Consider the following 19,764-nt stretch of genomic DNA (forward strand, 5'->3'; position numbering starts at 1 on the left):
AGTACCCGACCATGACCGAGACCACCAAGCAGCTCCATCTCGCCGCCCATTTCCCTGGTGTCAACAACACGACGGTGTGGAGCGCCCCCGAGTCGGGAAGCCACATCGAGTTCGACAGCTTCACCCGATTCGCGCGCGACGCCGAACGAGGCAAGTTCGACTTCCTCTTCCTCGCCGAGGGACTGCGTCTGCGCGAGCAGAACGGCGAGATCTACGACCTCGATGTCGTGGGGCGCCCAGACACCTTCACGATCCTGACCGCACTCGCGGCCGTCACCGAGCGGATCGGTCTGACCGGAACCATCAACTCGACGTTCAATGAGCCGTTTGACGTTGCCCGCCAGTTCGCGTCACTCGACCACCTGTCCGCCGGACGCGCCGCATGGAATGTTGTGACGAGCTGGGATGCGTTCACCGGCGAGAACTTCCGGCGCGGCGGATACCTCGCCGAGGAGGACCGGTACGACCGCGCCCGCTCGTTCCTCGCCGCGGTCACCGAACTGTGGGACTCGTGGAGCGCGGACGATCTCGTAGCCGATCAGGAGTCTGGCACGTTCCTCGGGTCCGCCGACGCGGGGGCCTACTCCGTGCACGACCGGTTCTTTGACATCGAGGGCCGGTTCACGGTACCGCGGACGCCCCAAGGCAGGCCGGTCATCTTCCAGGCAGGCGACTCCGACCAGGGACGTGACTTCGCCGCGGCGAAGGCCGACGCGATCTTCTCCCGGCACGCCACCGGCGAGGACGCGCGCGCGTTCTATCGGGACGTCAAAGGCCGACTCCGTGGCTTCGGACGACGGCCGGACGAGCTCTTGGTCCTGCCTGCCGCGACGTTCGTCATCGGCGACACAGAGGCGGACGCCGTCGAACTGTCCCGGGAAGTCCGCCTCGCCCAGGTCTCTCCGGCGACCGCCGTCCGGTTCATCGAGCAGCTCTGGAACACGCCGCTCCCCGACTTCGACCCGGACGGCGCGTTCCCGTCGTTCGATCCGGTCCCTGGTGAGTCGACGGTGTCGAAAGGGCGAGCGAGCGTTCGGATGTTCGGGCGCAGCGCACTCGACCTTGCGGCTCAGTGGCGCGCCGCCGCGGCCACCGACGGACTGTCCGCGCGCGAAGCCGTCGCGAACTCGTTCGGCAGGCACGCATTCGTCGGTACCGCCGAGTCCGTCGCGACCCAGATCGACAACGAGGTCCAGGCCGATGCCGCCGACGGATACATTCTCGTACCCCATGTCACGCCGGGAGGTCTCGCGCCGTTCGTCGACCGAGTGGTCCCGATCCTTCAGGAGCGCGGTGTGTTCCGAAGCGAGTACGAGGGGGCCACGCTGCGCGAGCACCTCGGACTCCGGCACCCCGCCGAGCCCCGAGACCGAGATGCGGCCGCGTCATGAGGTTTCTCGCGATAACACTTATTACCCGCTCCCCGGATCCGCAGACCGGAGAGCTCACGCCCACTGCGGAACGCTTCCGCCAGGTCCTCGATTACGCCCAGTACGCCGAGGAACTCGGATTTGACGGCTTCGGTGTCGGCGAGCGGCACGAGCGACCGTTCCTATCGTCCTCGCCCGCCGTGTGGCTCAGTCATCTCGCAGCGCTGACCTCGCACATCCGACTCTTCACGACGGTGGCCACACTGTCGCTCGTCGATCCGGTGCGCGCCTTCGAGGACTACGCGACCCTCGACCACTTGTCCGGTGGCCGCCTGGAACTGATCATCGGCAAGGGCAAGGGCAATGGCTCGGCGCAGCGCGAGCTGTTCGCCGTGACAGAAGACGATCAGTGGGCCCGCAATGCCGAGTCACTCGACGTGTTCCGCAGGCTGTGGGCCGACAACACGATCACGTACGACACTCGGTTCCGTCCGCCCCTGGCCGACGCCGAGGTCTGGCCAGAGCCGTTGCAGCGACCGATCCGAATCTGGCACGGCAGCGCGACGAGCTCGGCGTCGATCGATCTCGCAGCCCGCTACGGAGACCCCGTCTTCTCGGCGAACGTGACCAATCGGATCGGTCCATACGCCGCCCTCCTTCGCCGCTATCGGGAGCAGTGGGCGATGCACGGCCACGACTCCGAGGCCGCGGTGGGCGCCGGAACGGCCGGGCTATCCGTGCACCGCCGGTCCCAAGACGCCGTCGCCGCCTATCGGCCAGCATTCGAGCAATACCTGTCTGCGCACCGGCGGTCCGGTGCGGTCCCCGCCTTCACCACACTCGACGAATTCGTCACGGAATCGTCCGCACTGATCGGCAGTCCGCAGCAGGTCATCGACAAGGTGCACCGATACCACGAGCAGTTCGGCCACAGCGTGGTGCATGTACAGGCGGAGCCCGGCGGCCTCGCTCCGGTGGCGCACCGCGAATCACTCGCCCTGTTTCAGTCCGACGTCGTACCCGCACTGCGGTACCTGCCCGACCCGCCGTGGGGCTGGGGTTCGCCGCCGCAAGTCAGTTCCGCTGCCACAGCCCGACAGGAGACCGCGACACCGTGACCGACACCCCGCTCACCGTTCTCGACCTCGTCCCCATCGCGAGTGGTTCGACGGCGTCGACCGCCATCGCGAACAGCATCGAGATGACTCGACGTGCCGAGGAAGCCGGCTATGCCCGCTATTGGTACGCCGAACACCACCTCAACCCCGGGATCGCCGGAACCTCACCCGCCGTGCTCCTCGCCCTGACCGCGTCGGCGACGTCGACGATCCGATTAGGCACGGCCGCGGTCCAGATGGGTCACCGCACAGCGTTGTCGACCGTCGAGGAGTTCGGTCTCCTCGACGCCGTCCACCCCGGGCGCTTCGACCTCGGGCTCGGCCGCTCCGGAGGAAAACCGCCTGGGGCCCTCGTCCAGACTGCGCCCCGACCGATCATCAACGGCCGCACCGACAACGGGCTGCCGATTCCGGCGCCGTTCGACTGGTCGGCGCTGCTCGAGAGCCCGCGCGTCGCGCTCACGCAGCGACTTCTTCAACTACCCGGGGCCGTACCGCAGGACTACGCCGATCAGGTCGGCGACGTGCTCGCGCTCCTGGCGGGTGAGTTCGTTGACGAGAACGGCCTCCAGGCGCACGCCGTGCCGGGCGAGGGGGCGGATCTGCAGGTGTGGATCCTGGGTTCGAGTGCCGGTTCGAGTGCGCGCGTCGCGGGTGAGCACGGGCTCCGCTTCGGTGCGAACTACCACGTCAGTCCGGCGACCGTCCTCGAAGCAGTCGATGCGTATCGATCGACGTTCATCGCATCCGACGAGCTCGAAGATCCTTACGTCAGCGTTTCTGCCGACGTCGTCGTCGCACCGACACACGCCGACGCCGTCGAACTCGCCGGCGGCTACGCTCCCTGGGTGCGCAGCATCCGGTCGCTCGAGGGCGCCATCGAGTTCCCGACTCCCGAGCAGGCGCATGCCTTCGCGTGGACCGACGCCGACACCGCTCTGGTCGCGGACCGGGTCGAGACCCAGTTCGTGGGCACGCCGCCCGAGGTCGCTGACCACTTGGAGCGCCTGCGCGACGCGACCGCCGCCGACGAGCTGATCGTCACCACGATGACCCATGACCACCGCGATCGGCTGCGGTCATATCAGCTCCTCGCCGACGAGTGGGCCCGGCGATGACGGTTACCCGCTATTGCGCAGCGCCGTGGCCAGACCGTTCATCGTCAGCTGGATCCCGCGCCGGATCCGCGGGGTGTCCTCGCCTTCTCGGAAACGGCGCAGCAGTTCCACCTGGAGCAGATTGAGCGGCTCCAGGTACGGGAACCGGTTGTACACCGAGCGTTTGAGCGCATCGTTGTCGGCGAGCAGATCCTCGCTTCCTGTGATCCTCGCGCACCAGGCGATCGTCCGTTCGTGTTCATCGACGAGCATCGAGAACACCCGCTCCCGCAATACTTCGTCTGGCACGAGTCGGGCGTACCGGTAGGCCAGACCCATATCGCTCTTCGCCAGCACCTGCGCCATATTCGACATGACCGACCGGAAGAACGGCCACCGCCGGTAGTAGTCGGCCAGGGTGGCGATCCGGTCCGGGTCGTCGCCCGCCCACGCCGAGAACGCGCTGCCGGTGCCGTACCAGCCGGGCAACATCACCCGGCACTGCGTCCACGACAGGACCCACGGGATGGCACGAAGATCGGAGATCTCAGTGGTCTGTTTGCGCGATGTCGGCCTACTCCCGATGTTCAGTGCACCGATCTCAGACAGCGGCGTCGACGATGTGAAGTACTCGACGAAGCCAGGTGTCTCGTGGACCAGTGAGGAGTATGCGCTTCGCGCTGCCGTGGCGATCTCGTCGAAGACCTGATACACCTCCTCCGAGTCGTCGCCGAGTCCTTCCACGTCCAGGAGGGACGACTCGATGGTCGCCGCGACCAACGAGTCGAGGTTGCGGCGGGCCCCGACTGGTTCGGCGTACTTGGCTGCAATGATCTCGCCCTGCTCGGTAAGGCGCAGTGAGCCCTGGACCGCACCGGGCGGTTGCGCGAGGATCGCGTCGTAGCTCGGTCCGCCGCCTCGACCGACCGTCCCGCCTCGACCGTGGAACAGTCGTAGTCGGACGCCTGCGGATCGCGCGGCCTCCACGAGGTCGAGCTCACCGCGGTAGAGCGCCCAATTGGCGGCGAAGTATCCGCCGTCCTTGTTGGAGTCAGAGTACCCGAGCATCACTTCGTGGGTGTCTCCCTGGCTGCGGACGAGGGTGCGATAGAAGTCCAGCGCGAGGGTGTCGGTGAGGATCTGGGCACCGGACTGGAGATCCTCGATGGTCTCGAACAGCGGCACCACCCGCACGCTGCACGACGGCGCCCCGTCGCCGGCGTCGTAGAGTCCGGCCTCCTTGAGGAGGATCAGCGCTTCGAGCATGTCCGACACCGACTGGCACATGCTGATGATGTAGTCCGGTACGGCCCGGGTCCCGAACCGATCGACGGCCGCGGCCGCGGCGCGGACGACACCGAGCTCCTTGGTCGCCAGCTCGCTCAAATGCGCGTCGGGGCCGGTCAGCGGACGGCGTGAGGTCAGCTCGGCCACCAGTACACGTACCCGCTCCGACTCGTCGAGCGCTGCATAGTCCGGGCAGACGCCTGCCCACGCGAGCAGTTCGGTGACGACATCCTCGTGAGTGTCGGAGTTCTGCCGCATGTCCAGTCCGGAAAGGTGGAAGCCGAAGGTGCGCACGGCCTCCCGCAGTGACGCGAGCCGGTCGTCGGCGATGGCGTCGTCGACGGCTGCGCGCAGGGCCGCATCGATGACGTCGAGGTCGGCGAGGAACTCGGCGGCGTCCGCGTACGGTGCCGACGCCGACGCCAGCTCGCGCTCAGAGGGCACGACGAAATCCGCTCCGAGAGTCTGTTCGGCGCGTGCTAGGAGCCGTGCGCGGACCGCGGTGACCGCGGACCGGAACGGTTCGTCGTCGATCCCGTCGGGGTACTCGGGCGCGAATCCCGCGCCGAGCGCCGTCAGGTCGTCGGTCACCCCTTGGACCAGGCGCACCGACATCGCGAGCTCCTGGTGCAGGCGCGCGAGCTCGTCGAGATGATGTCGCATGGCGGTTCGGGCGGCGGAGGTCGTCGCCTCGGCGACGATGTCGGCATTCACGAACGGATTGCCGTCGCGGTCGCCGCCGATCCACGACCCCATGGCGACGATCGACATCGACTCGATCCCCGCGGACGGGAACACGTCTTGGAGCGCCGCCCGCACATCGTTGTTCAGGGCCGGAACCACCTCGAAGAACGAGGCGTCGTAATAGCGCAGCCCGGTGGTGATCTCATCGCTGATCGTGAGCCGACGCATGCGGATCAGAGCCGTCTGCCACAACATCAGGATCTGGCGGGAGATGTCTCGGGTGATCGCCGCGTCCTCGTCGGCCGTCAGTTCGCGACGTCCGCGCCGGCGCATGAGGTCGGTGATGCGGTTCTGCGCGTCCGAGATGCTGCGCCGTCTGGTCTCGGTGGGATGGGCGGTGATCACGGGCACGACGTGGGCATCCCGGAGTACTTCGCCGACCCGATCGTCGGACAGACCGGCGGCGGCCAGTCGGGCGAACGTCGCTCCCAGCGACGAGGCCTGCGGCTGGTCCCCCGCCAGCACGTGAATCCGGCGCCGTCGCTCGCGATGGAGGTCCTCGGCGAGATTGGCCAGGAGGGCGAAGCTGGTGAACGCCCGGATGACGGGCATCAGGTCCTCGACCCGCCGCCCGTCGTAGCGCCCGGCGAGGTCGTCGCGGGTGACGTCGGCGTACCTGATGCCGAAGGCGTCCACCCGGGAGTTCTCGACGAGGTCGAAAACCTCGTCCCCCGCCTGGCTTCGGATGACGTCGCCGAGTAGACCACCGAGGTATCGGATGTCGTCGCGCAACGGTTCGGTCGCGGCACGACCAGAGTCCTCGACGACGATGCGGTCAACCATCGGAGTCCAGATCGCGCGACGGATGGGGTCAGAGTTCGCACCGGATGCCATGGCACCCAACGTACTCGGAGCCGCAGGTCTCAGCAGCGCATCACGCGCGGTGAGATGAGTCGAGTCAGGCGCCGAACTTGATGTCGAGACCGATGCCGATGATCAGGATCACCCAGAGCAGCCCGACGAAGATCGTGAGCCGGTCGAGGTTCTTCTCGACGACAGACGAGCCCGAGAGGCTCGACTGGACGCCACCGCCGAACAGCGACGAGAGGCCGCCGCCCTTGGCCCGGTGAAGCAGAACCAGCACGATCAGCAGGAGGCTGGTGATGATCAAGCCGATGTCGAGCGCGAGAGTCACGAGTCGATGGTCCTGTCAGTCTGTGGGTTGCGGCCTGGTGGCCGCCGGAAAAGCACTGTGGCGGGTCGCTCCGCATGGAAGCAACCCGCCACAGTCTACGCGATGTGATTGCCGATCAGAGCAACGGCCCGCCGGCCGCGACGGCCGAGAGCGCAGCGAACTCGTCCGACTTGAGCGATGCGCCTCCGACGAGTGCACCGTCGACGTCGGCCTTGCCGACGATCTCGCCGACGTTCTTCGCGTTGACGCTGCCGCCGTAGAGGATGCGTACCGAGTCGGCTGTCGCCTTGTCTGCCAGGTCGGTCAGGGCCGTGCGCACGGCCGAACACACCTCTTGTGCGTCGTCAGCGCTCGCCACCCGTCCGGTGCCGATGGCCCACACCGGTTCGTATGCGACGACGACCTCGGCGATCTGGGCCGCGGTCAGGCCTTCCAGCGATGCCTTGAGTTGCTCCACGTTGTACGCGACGTGCTCGCCGGACTCGCGGACATCCAGGCCCTCGCCGATACAAACGATCGGGGTGAGACCGTGCTTGAGCGCCGCCGTGGTCTTCGCCAGGACGGTCTCGTTGGACTCCCCGTGCAGCGTGCGCCGCTCCGAGTGCCCGACAACGGCGAACGTGCAGCCGAGTTTGGCGAGAAACGCACCACTGATCTCACCGGTGTAGGCGCCCGAATCGTGCTCGGAGACGTCCTGCGCACCATAGGTAAGCAGCAGTTTGTCGCCGTCGACGATGGTCTGGACGCTGCGGATGTCGGTGAACGGCGGGATGACCGTCACGTCGACCTTCTCGAAGTACTTCTCGGGAAGCGCGAACGAGATCTTCTGCACCAGGGCGATCGCCTCGAGATGGTTCAGATTGCACTTCCAGTTACCCGCGATGAGCGGCTTGCGGCCGCCCTGTGCGCTCGTGGCCGCCATCAGGAGTTCACCCCCAGAACGGACAGGCCCGGGAGTTCCTTGCCCTCCAAGTACTCCAACGACGCTCCGCCACCGGTCGAGATGTGCGAGAACGCCTCGTCGGCGAGCCCGAGGGCGCGCACAGCTGCTGCCGAGTCACCGCCGCCGACCACCGAGAAAGCTCCGGTGGCGGTCGCCTGGGCGATCGCCTCGGCCACGCCACGGGTACCTGCCGCGAACTTCTCGAACTCGAACACACCGGACGGTCCGTTCCAGAACACCGTCTTCGCACCGGTCAGTACGGCGGCGAAACGCTCGATGGTGCCCGGACCGATGTCCAGGCCCATTCCGTTGTCGAAGCCGTCGGCCGTCTTCACGATCGTCGTCGACGCGTCCGCCGCGAACTTGTCGGCCACGACCACATCGTGCGGGAGATGGATGACGTCGCCGAACCTGTCGAGCAGATCCCTGCACGTGTCGATCATGTCCTCCTGCAGCAGCGAGTCGCCGACCGCGCTGCCCTGTGCCTTGATGAACGTGAACGCCATTCCGCCACCGATCACCAAGGTGTCGACCTTCGGCGCCAACGCCTCGATGACAGCCAGCTTGTCCGAGACCTTCGATCCGCCGAGGACCACCGCGTACGGGTGCTCGGTGTCATCGCCTGCGATCTTCGCCAGCACGTCGACCTCGGTGGCGACCAGGTCGCCCGCATATGCGGGCAAGGCCTTCGCGACGTCGTAGACCGACGCCTGCTTGCGGTGCACGACGCCGAAGCCGTCGGAGACGAACGCGCCGTCGTCGCCGACCAGTTCGACCAACGCCGCGGCGAGCTGGGCCCGCTCGGCGTCGTCCTTGCTGGTCTCGCGCGGATCGAAGCGGATGTTCTCCAGCAGCAGCACGTCACCGTCGGTGAGTCCTTCTGCGCGAGCCAGCGCATCGCTGCCGACGACGTCGCCCGCGAGCTGAACGTTGCGGCCCAACTCCTGTGACAGGCGTGCGGCGACGGGAGCGAGGGACAGCGCCGGATCCGGCTCGCCCTTCGGCCGACCGAGATGTGCGGTCACGATGACCTTCGCCCCGGCCTCAACGAGCTTGGTGATCGTCGGAGCCGACGCGACGATGCGGCCGGCATCGGTGATCGTCGAGCCGTCGAGCGGAACGTTCAGGTCCGAGCGCACCAGGACGCCGCGACCTTCGACGCCTTCGGCGAGGAGGTCGGTGAGTGTACGTACCGCCATGTTTACAGCGACTTCCCGACGAGACCGATGAGGTCGACGAGGCGGTTCGAGTAGCCCCACTCGTTGTCGTACCAGGAGACGGCCTTGACCTGGTCGTCGATGACCTTGGTCAGACCCGAGTCGAACAGCGAGCTGTGCGGGTCGGTGACGATGTCGCTCGAGACGATCGGTGCATCGTAGTACTTGAGGATGCCCTTCAGCGGGCCCTCGGCGGCAGCCTTCATCGCGGCGTTGACCTCGTCGGCGGTCGCCTTCTTCGCGAGGTTCGCGGTGAGGTCGGTGACCGAGCCGGTGGGGATCGGCACGCGCAGCGCGTACCCGTCGAGCTTGCCCTTGAGTTCGGGCAGGACCAGGCCGATGGCCTTGGCCGCACCGGTGCCGGTCGGCACGATGTTGATGGCGGCTGCGCGGGCGCGACGCAGATCCTTGTGCGGGCCGTCCTGCAGGTTCTGGTCCTGCGTGTAGGCGTGGATCGTGGTCATGAGGCCCTTGACGATGCCGAACTCGTCGTTGAGGACCTTGGCCAACGGGCCGAGGCAGTTCGTGGTGCACGACGCGTTCGAGATGATGTTCTGGCTGCCGTCGTACTTGTCGTCGTTCACACCCATCACGATGGTGATGTCCTCGTCGGACGCGGGAGCGGAGATGATGACCTTCTTGGCGCCTGCGTCCAGGTGGCCCTGAGCCTTGGCCCGCGCTGTGAAGATGCCGGTCGATTCGACGACGACGTCGACGCCCAGGTCGCCCCACGGAATCGAAGCGGGCCCCTCCTTGACCTCGAGGGCCTTGATCTTCATGTCGCCAACGACGATGGTGTCGTCGCCTTCCAGGCTCACGTCCTGGGGCAGGCGGCCGAGGATGGAGTCGAACTTCAGCAGGTGTGCGAGCGAGGCGTTGTCGGTCAGGTCGTTGACCGCGACGATCTCGATGTCGGTGGTTCCCAGCGCCTTCTGCGCCTCGACGGCGCGGAAGAAGTTACGGCCGATACGGCCGAAGCCGTTGACGCCTACGCGAACAGTCACTGTTGAGCTCCTTAGCGGTGTGTGAAGAGCCGCGGTTGTCGCACGACTCGTTGGCTCCCAGCGTAGTGTGCGCCGCACCCGAGGTCACCAGGTGGTCTCGGGTGTGACGACTCCCACGGGGCGAACACGGTGACGCTTACGCGTCGTCCATCAGATCTGCGGTCACGGCCGACTCTGTGTCGGGCAGCCCCTCCGAGCGCGCTTTCTTGTCGGCCATCGACAGCAGACGGCGAATCCGTCCGGCGACGGCGTCCTTGGTCATCGGCGGATCGGCCAACTGACCGAGTTCCTCCAGCGAGGCCTGACGGTGTTGGACGCGCAGGCTCCCCGCGGCGACCAGGTGGTCGGGCACCTCGTCGCCCAGTATCTCCAGCGCTCGTTCGACTCGGGCCGCGGCGGCAACGGCGGCGCGGGCCGACCGACGCAGGTTCGCGTCGTCGAAATTCGCCAGCCGGTTCGCGGTGGCCCGGACCTCGCGCCGCATGCGGCGCTCCTCCCACACCAGACGCGTGTCGTGCGCGCCCATCCGGGTGAGGAGCGCACCGATCGCCTCGCCGTCGCGGATCACTACGCGGTCCGCACCGCGGACGTCTCGGGCCTTCGCCGTGACGCCGAGCCTGCGGGCGGCGCCGACCAGGGCCAGTGCCGACTCGGGCCCGGGGCAACTGACCTCGAGAGCGGACGACCGACCGGGTTCGGTAAGCGAGCCGTGCGCCAGGAATGCACCGCGCCACGCAGCCTCGGCGTCGCCGACAGTGCCGCCGACGACCTGTGCGGGCAGCCCCCGCACCGGACGTCCGCGCATGTCCAGCAGACCGGTCTGCCGGGCAAGGCCTTCGCCGTCTTTTGTGACGCGCAGGATGTACCGCGCACTCTTGCGGGCGCCACCGGAGCGAAGCACGTGAACATCGGCCGCGTAGCCGAACAGTTCGTGGATCTCGTATCTGAGTCGGCGCGCGACGTTCCCGAGGTCGACTTCGGCCTCCACGATCACCCGGCCGTTCTGGATGTGCAGATCCCCCGCGAAGCGCAGCAGGGCCGACACCTCGGCCTTCCGGCAACTGATCTGGGTCACCGCGAGACGGCTCAGCTCGTCTTTGACGGCACCGGTCATCGCCACTGGTCGTACCCTCCTGTAATCAACATGATCCTCCCCCGACGCGCGCACTGCAGTGCTCGATCACGAGAGCGGACGGCAGACAGTGCAATGGGGGCCACATTACCGGTCACGATCTGCGCCCAACAGCCGAGCCAGGGTCTGAGCCGACTTGCGAGGATCGTGCTCGTGTGTATCCGGCACCGCGAGATCGGCGACGACCAGACGCGCTCCGAACGATCCGGCCGCACGTTCGAGGTGGTCCCGCTCAGATCCGGCGGGGACAGAAGCCGCGTCGACGACGACGTCGTCCACCCGCATCGAGTCAGCGTGTGCGTGCAGGACGTGCAGATGTCGTTCGACGGAGAACCCGGTGGTCTCCCCCGGCTCGTTCGCAAGGTTGACGAACAGCACCTTGCGTGCGGTCGTCGCGCGGAGCGCCTCCACTTGTCCCGGCACGAGAACGTGCGGGATGACGCTGGAGAACCATGATCCCGGTCCAAGCGTCACCACATCCGCCGCCATGATCGCCTCGATCGCGGCCGGACACGGTTCGGGCTCGTTCGGGATCACCCGGACCCGGCGTACCTTGCCAGGCGTGGTGGCGACGGCCACCTGACCGCGGATCACTCGGCTCATCCGCGGGTCCGATTCGAGGCCGGACACGTCGGCTTCGATGACCAGCGGAACCGTCGCCATCGGCAGGACGCGGCCGTCGACGGCGAACAGGTCGACCATCGTGTCGAGAGCCTCGACGATGTCCCCGGTGAGTTCCTCGACCCCCGCGAGCATCAGGTTGCCGACGGGGTGGCCTGCCAGGGCGCCGTACCCGCCCAGCCGGTGCTGCAGGATCCGGGACCACCGCTTGTGTCGGGCGGCCCTGGAGGGGTCACGAGCGAGCTGATCGTCTATCGCTGCCGGTGCACCCATCAGTGCCGCGAGTGCCATCCGCAGGTCGCCGGGCGGAACGCCGCCGAGCTCGTTGCGCAGCCGCCCGGACGACCCTCCGTCGTCGCCGACGGTGACGACGGCCGTGACGTCGGGAGTCAGGTACCGCACGGCGGTGAGCGTGTTGAACAGTCCGTGCCCGCCGCCGAGGGCAACGGCCTTCAGCGGGACGCGCCCGGCGTGCGCACCCGTCATTCGCGCCCCAGATCCCGGTGCGTCACCTGCACCTTGTACGCGGGCTCGCCGTCGTCGCCGGTCGCTTCCGCAAGCCGACGGGCGAGTTCGACGGACATCGCGACGCTACGGTGCTTCCCGCCTGTGCATCCGACACCGATCGTCATGTACCCCTTTCCTTCTCGCCGATAGCCACGGGCCACGATGTCGACGAGATCGACGTACCGTTCCAGGAAGTCGACGGCGTCCTCCTGGCCCAGCACGTAGTCGCGGACGGGCGCCTCCTGTCCGTTGTGGTCGCGCAGTTCCGGGATCCAGTACGGGTTGGGCAGGAACCGCACATCGATGACGAGGTCGCAGTCGATCGGCAGTCCGTACTTGAATCCGAACGACTGGACCGCGACCGTCAATGCGCTACCGCCCACGTTCGGAAACGAGCTCTCGACGATTGCGCGCAACCGGGTCGAGCTGAGGTTCGAGGTGTCGATGACGGTTCCGGCGGCTGACTGGACGTCGGCGAGGAGTCTGCGTTCCGCGGTGATCCCCTCGCCGAGAGTCCCGTTGCCCTGCAACGGATGTCTTCTGCGGACCTGTTCGAACCGACGGACGAGGGTCTCATCGGACGCGTCGACGAAGATGATGCCCGTCCGGGTCCCCGCGGCCTCAAGATCGTCGCGCAGGGCGGCGATCGACTCACCGAACGACGAGTGGCCGGCACGCACCACCATCGCGATCTTCTGATTCTGAACGCCTTCGGCGCGGACCTGGGCGATGACCTGCGCGATCACGGAGACCGGCACGTTGTCGGTGACGTACCACCCGTCGTCCTCGAGAACGTTCGCCACCGACGTCCGCCCCGCACCCGACATACCGGTCACGAACAGGACCGTGGTCAGTCCGTCGTTGTCAGCCATGGACCGGTTCCTCCTGTGTCGACGTGCCTGCCGTTCTCGCGGCGTCCCCCACGCTTGCCTTCCCTTCGTTCGCTTCGTCCCTCAATGCATCGTGCACCGATTGTGCGGTCGCCGCACCGATACCGGGCACCTGCGTGATCTCGTCGACAGTCGCCTTCGTCAAGTTCGCCACCGATCCGAAGTGCGTCACCAGCGCGGTCCGACGCGTCGCTCCGAGCCCCGGGATTCCGTCGAGCGCCGACGCCGTCATCCGCTTGCTGCGCTTACTGCGGTGAAAGGTGATCGCGAACCGGTGCGCTTCGTCGCGCACACGCTGGAGCAGAAACAGCGCTTCGCTGTTGCGTGGCAGGATCACCGGTTCATCATCTCCCGGCACCCACACTTCCTCGAGCCGTTTCGCGAGGCCGATGATCGCGACATCGGTCACGCCGAGCTCCTCCAGAACCGTTGCTGCAGCGTGTACCTGAGGGGCTCCGCCGTCGACGACGAACAGATTGGGCGGGTACGCGAACTTGCGAGCCTTCTTCCCCGTGTCCGCCTCGGGTTCGGCTCCGTCGACGGGCGGCGGAGCCGCATCGCCGCCCCGGTGACGCAGGAATCGTCGGCGAGTCACTTCGGCGATCGATGCGACGTCGTCGGAGTGCCCGTCGCCCGCAGCCTCCTTAATGCCGTAATGCCGGTAGTCCGATTTGCGGGACAGTCCGTCCTCGAACACCACCAGTGATGCGACGACATCGGTACCCTGCACGTGCGAGATGTCGATGCACTCTATGCGCAGCGGCGCGACGTCGAGCCCGAGGTACTCCTGCAATTCAGTGAGCGCCGCAGACCGCGTCGTCAGGTCGCCCGCACGTTGCAGCTTGTGCCGAGCGAGGGCGTCGGACGCATTGCGTTCGACCGTGGTCATCAGATTCCGCTTGTCTCCCCGTTGCGGGACGCGGACCTCGACGCGTGCACCGCGACGCTCGGACAGCCAGTCCTGCATGCGGGCCGGATCGTCCGGCAGGAATGGGACGAGGACCTCTCGCGGGATGCCGGAGCTCATCTCCGACTCCGCTCCGTAGAACTGGGTGAGGAACATCTCGATCTGTTCGGCGGAGGTCGCGTTCTCCTGGACCTCGACGACCCAACCCCGTTCGCCGCGGACCCGGCCGTCGCGGACGTGAAAGATCTGGACCGACGACTCGAGCTCGTCGCCGACCATGGCGATCACGTCTGCGTCTGTCCCGCTGCCGAGGACCACGGCCTGCTTCTCCATGGCGCGTTTGAGCGCCGACACGTCGTCGCGGAGCCGTGCGGCCCGCTCGAAATCGAGTTCCTCAGCGGCACCGGCCATCTCGCGTTCCATTCGGCGGATGAGGCCGTCGGTCCGTCCGGCGAGGAACTCGCAGAAGTCGTTCGCGATCTGCCGGTGTTCGTCGGCGTCGACCCGCCCGACACACGGCGCTGCGCACTTGTCGATGTAGCCGAGCAGACACGGTCTGCCCATCTGCTCGCTTCGACGAAAGACGCCGTTCGAGCACGTCCGGACCGGGAACACGCGCGTCAGCAGGTCGACGGTCTCGCGGATCGCCCACGCGTGCGAGTACGGGCCGAAGTAGCGGACGCCGGGTCTGCGAGCGCCGCGGTAGACGAATACACGCGGGTACGTCTCGTTGAGCGTCACCGCAAGCATCGGATACGTCTTGTCGTCCCGGTACCGGACGTTGAACCGCGGATCGAACTCTTTGATCCAGTTGTACTCCAGTTGCAGCGCTTCGACTTCGGTGCCTACGACGGTCCACTCGACGGAGGCGGCCGTCGTCACCATCTGGCGGGTACGCGGATGCAGTCCGGTGATGTCGGCGAAGTACGAGGTCAGGCGAGATCGCAGATTCTTGGCCTTGCCGACGTAGATCACGCGTCGGTGCGCGTCGCGGAACTTGTACACGCCCGGATCGGTCGGGATCGCTCCCGGAGCCGGGCGGTAGGTTGACGGGTCTGGCACGAGGTCCAGGGTAGTCGGATGCTCCGACACGTCTCAGTCGGCCGCGACGCGCGTGGCTGCGTCCGCGAGGATCAGTTCAGTGCGTTCGGGCGTATTCACCTTGCAGTTCACGGAACCGCGTCATCGCCTCGACGGCGCGCTCGCCGTCACGCGCCTGAACCGCCATCACCGGGATGTGCTCGTCGTAGGGCAGCAGCAGATGCGCCGACCAGCCCTTCTCGGGGTACTCGAGGCCCTGGACCTCGTCCCAACCCCACACGCGTTCTCCGACGAGATTGCGGACCCCGACGCCGTCCGGGCCGACACGCAGTCGCGACCTGGTCAGCATCAGAACCGCGCCGGCGATGATGAATCCGACGGCGATGAGACCGATCTTGTCGGACCAGCCGACTCCGACACCCGTGTACGAGATATCCAGGAGCAGGCCGAAGGTCAGGTGGATCGCGATGACGACCCCCGCCACCCAGTAGGCGACGCGCCGAATCCAGCGGGGCGTGTACACCAGCACCCATCCGTCGGCGGTCGCCTCGCGATCTGCGGCGCTCACGCCAACTTCCGGAGGGTCAGCGCGGACGCGATGGCCGCGGTCATCGCCTGTGCGCCCTTGTCCTCGGCCGAGCCGGGCAGTCCGGCGCGGTCGAGCGCCTGCTCCTCGGTGAGTGTGGTCAGGACACCGTTGCCGACCGGGGTGGACTCATCCAGCGATACGCGCGTCAGTCCGGCGGTCACCGCGTCGCACACGTACTCGAAGTGCGGGGTGCCGCCCTTGATCACCACGCCCAGTGCCACGACAACATCGTGCGTGCGTGCGAGGGCCTGGACGATCACCGGCAGTTCGATGGCTCCGGCTACCCGGACCACCGTCGGATCGGTCGCGCCCGCACGGCCCGCGGCCCGCACTGCGCCGTCGAGCAGCGCCGTGCAGATCTTCTCGTGCCACTGCGACGCCGCGATCGCGACCTTCAGACCGCCCGCGTCGTCGAGATCGAGTGTGGGTTCGCCGTGACCGCTCATGCGCCTTCGCCCTTCTTCTGGATTCCGGACTCCGCAATCAGCGATGAGTCGAGCGCCGCCGGATCCTCGAAGTCGTCGAGACCGTCGAGCAGATGGCCCATCCGATCACGTTTGGTCTTCAGGTACCGCAGGTTCTCTGCGTTGGCGCGCAACGGCATCGGAACACGGTCGACGATCTGCAGTCCGTATCCGTCGAGTCCCACGCGCTTGGCCGGATTGTTGGTGAGCAGCCGCATCGACCGGACGCCGAGGTCGACGAGGATCTGGGCGCCGAGCCCGTAGTCGCGGGCATCGGCGGGCAGACCGAGTTCGAGGTTGGCGTCGACCGTGTCCGACCCCGCGTCCTGCAACTGGTAGGCCTGCAGTTTGTGCATGAGACCGATGCCGCGACCCTCGTGTCCACGCATGTAGAGGACGACGCCGCGGCCTTCGGCGGCGACCATCTCGAGGGCCGCATCGAGTTGTGGGCCGCAGTCGCACCGCAGCGAACCGAAGACGTCACCGGTCAAGCATTCCGAATGGACGCGGACCAGGACGCCCTCGCCCTCGTCGTCTTCGCCCGAGATGTCGCCCATGACGAGCGCGACGTGCTCGGCCTCGTCGTACGGACTGGAGTACCCGACGGCACGAAAGGTGCCGTGGGTGGTCGGGATGCGGGCCTCGGCAATACGATCGACGTGCTTCTCGTGCCTGCGTCGCCAGGAGATCAGGTCGGCGATCGAGATCATGGACAGACCGTGCTCGTCGGCGAAGACGCGCAGCTCGTCGGTGCGCGCCATCGACCCGTCCTCTTTCTGCGAGACGATCTCGCAGATGGCGCCCGCGGGCCGGAGTCCGGCGAGCTTTGCGAGATCGACGGCGGCCTCGGTGTGTCCGGGGCGACGCAATACGCCGCCCTCTTTAGCGCGCAACGGCACCACGTGCCCGGGGCGGGTCAGGTCGTGTGCGATCGCCTCCGGGTCGGCCAGAAGACGCATTGTCGTCGCGCGGTCAGCGGCGCTGATACCCGTGCTGACGCCTTCGCGGGCATCGACCGTCACCGTGTACGCGGTTCCGTGCTTGTCTTGGTTCTGAGCGAACATCGGTGGCAGTCCGAGCCGGTCGCAGTCCGAGCCCTCCAACGGGACACACAGGTATCCTGACGTATAGCGGACCATGAACGCGACGAGCTCGGGGGTCGCCATCTCAGCGGCGAAAATCAGGTCGCCTTCGTTCTCGCGATCCTCGTCGTCGACCACCACGACCGCCTTACCCGCCGCGATGTCGGCAACCGCACGCTCGACCGAGTCCAACTCGACGTGGCTCTCGTTGTCTTCGCTCATCAGCGCTGTCCTCCATCCGTGCCTGCGCCCTGCAGGCGCTCGACATACTTCGCGATCACATCGACTTCCAGGTTGACCCGTGCACCGACCGAGATCCCGCCGAGCGTGGTCTCGGCGAGCGTCGTCGGTATCAACGACACCTCGAGCCAGTCCCCGTATTCCCCGTCGCTTCCGACGCGTGAGACGGTCAATGAGATCCCGTCGATGGTGATCGACCCCTTCTCGACGACGTACTTGGCCTGGCCCCGCGGCACCGCCACGCGTACGACGGTCCAGTCCTCACTCGGCGACACCGATACGACTGAACCGACGCCGTCGACGTGTCCTTGCACGATGTGGCCGCCGAATCGACCGTCCGCGGCCATCGCGCGCTCGAGATTGACTGGCGCACCGACGGCGAGTGAATCCAGTGAGCTACGCGTCAACGTCTCGGCCATCACGTCGACAGTGAAGTCGGTGCCGCCGAGTTCGACGACGGTCACGCACACGCCGTTGACGGCGATCGAGTCGCCGAATGACGCGTCACTGGTGACGAGGGGTCCGCGAATGCGAAAACGTGCGGCTTCTTCAAGGTCCTCGCGGCCGACGATCTCGCCGCGTTCCTCAACGATTCCGGTGAACACCGTCTCTCCTTTGCACGTGAGCGCTCGGGACAGACAGGTCGCGGCACCGTACCGCGCTGTCGTTCTCTCGTATCCGGACTATGACCGTCGGCTCCGGATTCACACCGGAATCTGCTGTCCCCGCACACCTGGTGCGGGCGCTCGCGGGCTCGACCCGTTGCCGGGCATCACCGCCGGTGGGGACTTTCACCCCGCCCCGAGAACTACCTTCCGAAGGTAGCACGACTCGAGTGCGCCGTGTCACCGGCACCAGCCCCTGCCTGCGGTGTTAGATGGACTCACGCCGGGCCGAATCCTGCGCCCACCTGACAGACAGCGAGTCAGACGATGTCCCCAACCGGTTCCACTCCCACCCCACCCAGCTCGGCCCGATCCCGGTCGGCTTCCACCAAGCCGAACGCGGGCCGCGACGTCGTCGCCTTCCTCAAACGCTATTGGCTCGCGATCGTCCTGGTGATCGTCGCGGTCGTGTTCATCGTGACGAACACCAACAAGGCCGACCTGACAATCGGTTGGGCGACGATCAGTTCGCCGTTGTGGCTCACCCTGACGGTCACCGTCCTCGTGGGCTTCGTGGTCGGGTGGTTCGTCGGGCGCCGCCAGAGCGAATGACTCCGTCAGTCGAGGGCGCGCACCAATCGCACGAACACGTCGTCACCGAGTTCGGTCACCGATTCACGTCCGAAGCGGTGCGCCTGCGCCAACGTCGACACAGACGTCTCGTCGACGGCCGCGGCACCTGCTCCGAGAATCATCGGCGCGAGATAGACATGTAGCTCGTCGACGAGATCGGCGGCGAGGAAGGCTCCGATGATCGACGGGCCGCCTTCGACGAGAACGTGCAGCGCATCGGGAAGGGCGTCGAACACGGCCCGCGGATCGTGGCTGTCGACCTGGACGAACTGCGAAGTACCGTCACGCAGTCGGGCCCTCGCGGGCACCTCTCGGTGCCCGAGCACCACTCGGGTCGGCAGGTGCACGTACAGCGATCCATCCGGTCGCCGGGCGGTCAGGGACGGATCGTCAGATAACGCGGTGCCCGTCCCGACGACGATCGCATCGACCGCGGCGCGCTCGCGATGCGCGTGTTCACGCGAGCGCGGGCCGGTGATCCACTGGCTGGTCCCGTCGGGCGCTGCGATCCGCCCGTCTAGGGTCGCAGCCATCTTGGCAGTCACGAACGGCCGCCGGTACTCGTGCCTGCACAGCCATGCGCGCAGCGGACCGCGGCGGACTTCCGCCTCGAGTACACCACTCGTGACGTCGACGCCCGCCGCCCGGAGCGTCGCCGCTCCGCCGCCTGCCGTCGGTCCGGGATCGTCCACGCCGTAGTGGACGGCCGCGACGCCTGCGTCGATCAGTGCCTGCGCGCACGGCCCGGTCCGACCGGTGTGATTGCACGGCTCCAGAGTGACGACCGCTGTACCGCCCAAGGCCTTCGCCCCGGCGGCGCGTAGTGCCGTCACTTCGGCGTGCGGTCCGCCGGGCGGCTGCGTGTGCCCCACTCCGACGACCAGACCGTCCGAATCGAGGATCACGGCTCCGACCGGCGGGTTCGGTGAACTCGTACCGCGGGCCGCGGCCGACGCTGCGATGGCCCGGCGCATCGCGGTCTCGATCATGACGGTCAGGCCTGCCGTGCAGACGTCGCCTTGCGTCGGAGTTCGGCCACCCGCGCCGCCGGGTCGGCGCCGCCGTACACCGCCGATCCGGCGACGAAACAGTCCACGCCCGCTTCAGCGGCCTGCTCGATCGTCGAGTCAGCGATGCC

Annotated in this window: 18 protein-coding genes, 1 pseudogene and 1 riboswitch; of the genes and pseudogenes, 4 read left to right on the forward strand and 15 right to left on the reverse strand. The window is 67.2% G+C overall.

What is annotated here, in order from left to right:
• The first annotated feature begins 11 nt into the window (after positions 1–11).
• The 3 genes from ACTIMF_RS10770 to ACTIMF_RS10780 are packed head-to-tail and all read left to right on the forward strand — an operon-like array spanning position 12 to position 3,606.
• Positions 12–1,391, forward strand: a complete 1,380-nt coding sequence (locus tag ACTIMF_RS10770; protein WP_442350286.1) for an NtaA/DmoA family FMN-dependent monooxygenase — start codon at positions 12–14, stop codon at positions 1,389–1,391.
• Positions 1,388–2,488, forward strand: a complete 1,101-nt coding sequence (locus ACTIMF_RS10775; RefSeq protein WP_442350287.1) for an LLM class flavin-dependent oxidoreductase — start codon at positions 1,388–1,390, stop codon at positions 2,486–2,488. The genes ACTIMF_RS10770 and ACTIMF_RS10775 overlap by 4 nt, the downstream gene beginning before the upstream one ends.
• Entirely contained in the window at positions 2,485–3,606 is a 1,122-nt protein-coding gene (locus tag ACTIMF_RS10780) for an LLM class flavin-dependent oxidoreductase (protein ID WP_442350288.1), read from the forward strand. Before ACTIMF_RS10775 ends, ACTIMF_RS10780 begins: the two co-directional genes overlap by 4 nt.
• Before the next feature lie 3 nt (positions 3,607–3,609).
• Here ACTIMF_RS10780 and ppc read toward each other — a convergent pair whose 3' ends face one another.
• The 13 genes from ppc to ACTIMF_RS10845 all read right to left on the reverse strand — a co-directional run bounded on the left by ppc (position 3,610) and on the right by ACTIMF_RS10845 (position 17,993).
• Entirely contained in the window at positions 3,610–6,450 is a 2,841-nt protein-coding gene (ppc, locus tag ACTIMF_RS10785) for a phosphoenolpyruvate carboxylase (RefSeq protein WP_442350289.1), read from the reverse strand.
• A gap of 64 nt (positions 6,451–6,514) precedes the next feature.
• Positions 6,515–6,751: a preprotein translocase subunit SecG gene (secG, locus tag ACTIMF_RS10790; protein ID WP_236997216.1), complete on the reverse strand. Its 237-nt coding sequence runs from the start codon at positions 6,749–6,751 to the stop codon at positions 6,515–6,517.
• A gap of 115 nt (positions 6,752–6,866) precedes the next feature.
• Positions 6,867–7,673 carry a triose-phosphate isomerase gene (gene tpiA, locus ACTIMF_RS10795; protein WP_442350290.1) on the reverse strand — a complete coding sequence of 269 codons (807 nt, stop codon included), beginning with the start codon at positions 7,671–7,673 and terminating at the stop codon, positions 6,867–6,869.
• Positions 7,673–8,893 carry a phosphoglycerate kinase gene (locus tag ACTIMF_RS10800; RefSeq protein WP_442350291.1) on the reverse strand — a complete coding sequence of 407 codons (1,221 nt, stop codon included), beginning with the start codon at positions 8,891–8,893 and terminating at the stop codon, positions 7,673–7,675. The genes tpiA and ACTIMF_RS10800 overlap by 1 nt, the downstream gene beginning before the upstream one ends.
• A 2-nt stretch (positions 8,894–8,895) precedes the next feature.
• Positions 8,896–9,915, reverse strand: a complete 1,020-nt coding sequence (gene gap, locus ACTIMF_RS10805) for a type I glyceraldehyde-3-phosphate dehydrogenase (protein WP_442350292.1) — start codon at positions 9,913–9,915, stop codon at positions 8,896–8,898.
• A gap of 136 nt (positions 9,916–10,051) precedes the next feature.
• Positions 10,052–11,029 carry a DNA-binding protein WhiA gene (whiA, locus tag ACTIMF_RS10810; protein WP_442350338.1) on the reverse strand — a complete coding sequence of 326 codons (978 nt, stop codon included), beginning with the start codon at positions 11,027–11,029 and terminating at the stop codon, positions 10,052–10,054.
• Between the two features lie 105 nt (positions 11,030–11,134).
• A complete protein-coding gene (locus tag ACTIMF_RS10815; protein WP_442350293.1) occupies positions 11,135–12,154 on the reverse strand; it encodes a gluconeogenesis factor YvcK family protein in 1,020 nt (339 codons plus the stop codon).
• Positions 12,151–13,047, reverse strand: a complete 897-nt coding sequence (rapZ, locus tag ACTIMF_RS10820) for an RNase adapter RapZ (RefSeq protein ID WP_442350294.1) — start codon at positions 13,045–13,047, stop codon at positions 12,151–12,153. The genes ACTIMF_RS10815 and rapZ overlap by 4 nt, the downstream gene beginning before the upstream one ends.
• On the reverse strand, positions 13,040–15,034 hold the full coding sequence (gene uvrC, locus ACTIMF_RS10825) for an excinuclease ABC subunit UvrC (protein ID WP_442350295.1): 1,995 nt from the start codon (positions 15,032–15,034) through the stop codon (positions 13,040–13,042). The genes rapZ and uvrC overlap by 8 nt, the downstream gene beginning before the upstream one ends.
• Positions 15,035–15,110: 76 nt before the next feature.
• Positions 15,111–15,581 carry a PH domain-containing protein gene (locus ACTIMF_RS10830; protein WP_442350296.1) on the reverse strand — a complete coding sequence of 157 codons (471 nt, stop codon included), beginning with the start codon at positions 15,579–15,581 and terminating at the stop codon, positions 15,111–15,113.
• Complete coding sequence (ribH, locus tag ACTIMF_RS10835) at positions 15,578–16,048, reverse strand: 6,7-dimethyl-8-ribityllumazine synthase (protein ID WP_442350297.1); 471 nt, start codon at positions 16,046–16,048, stop codon at positions 15,578–15,580. Before ribH ends, ACTIMF_RS10830 begins: the two co-directional genes overlap by 4 nt.
• Complete coding sequence (locus ACTIMF_RS10840) at positions 16,045–17,370, reverse strand: bifunctional 3,4-dihydroxy-2-butanone-4-phosphate synthase/GTP cyclohydrolase II (RefSeq protein ID WP_442350298.1); 1,326 nt, start codon at positions 17,368–17,370, stop codon at positions 16,045–16,047. Before ACTIMF_RS10840 ends, ribH begins: the two co-directional genes overlap by 4 nt.
• The gene (locus tag ACTIMF_RS10845; protein ID WP_442350299.1) at positions 17,370–17,993 is read right to left on the reverse strand and encodes a riboflavin synthase; all 624 of its coding nucleotides are present in this window, start codon (positions 17,991–17,993) and stop codon (positions 17,370–17,372) included. Before ACTIMF_RS10845 ends, ACTIMF_RS10840 begins: the two co-directional genes overlap by 1 nt.
• Positions 17,994–18,050: 57 nt before the next feature.
• Positions 18,051–18,201: riboswitch (FMN riboswitch) on the reverse strand.
• Positions 18,202–18,320: 119 nt separating this feature from the next.
• Here ACTIMF_RS10845 and ACTIMF_RS10850 point away from each other — a divergent pair.
• Entirely contained in the window at positions 18,321–18,605 is a 285-nt protein-coding gene (locus ACTIMF_RS10850; RefSeq protein ID WP_442350300.1) for a LapA family protein, read from the forward strand.
• 5 nt (positions 18,606–18,610) lie between these two features.
• On the opposite strand, the gene ribD is transcribed toward ACTIMF_RS10850, so the two are convergent.
• Positions 18,611–19,615 carry a bifunctional diaminohydroxyphosphoribosylaminopyrimidine deaminase/5-amino-6-(5-phosphoribosylamino)uracil reductase RibD gene (ribD, locus tag ACTIMF_RS10855; RefSeq protein ID WP_442350301.1) on the reverse strand — a complete coding sequence of 335 codons (1,005 nt, stop codon included), beginning with the start codon at positions 19,613–19,615 and terminating at the stop codon, positions 18,611–18,613.
• A 5-nt stretch (positions 19,616–19,620) separates the two neighbouring features.
• Positions 19,621–19,764, reverse strand: a pseudogene (locus ACTIMF_RS10860) (ribulose-phosphate 3-epimerase); the annotation flags it as partial.

Origin of the sequence: Gordonia sp. (in: high G+C Gram-positive bacteria), from assembly GCF_052106715.1 — a bacterium.
In the GTDB taxonomy this organism is placed as follows: domain Bacteria; phylum Actinomycetota; class Actinomycetes; order Mycobacteriales; family Mycobacteriaceae; genus Gordonia.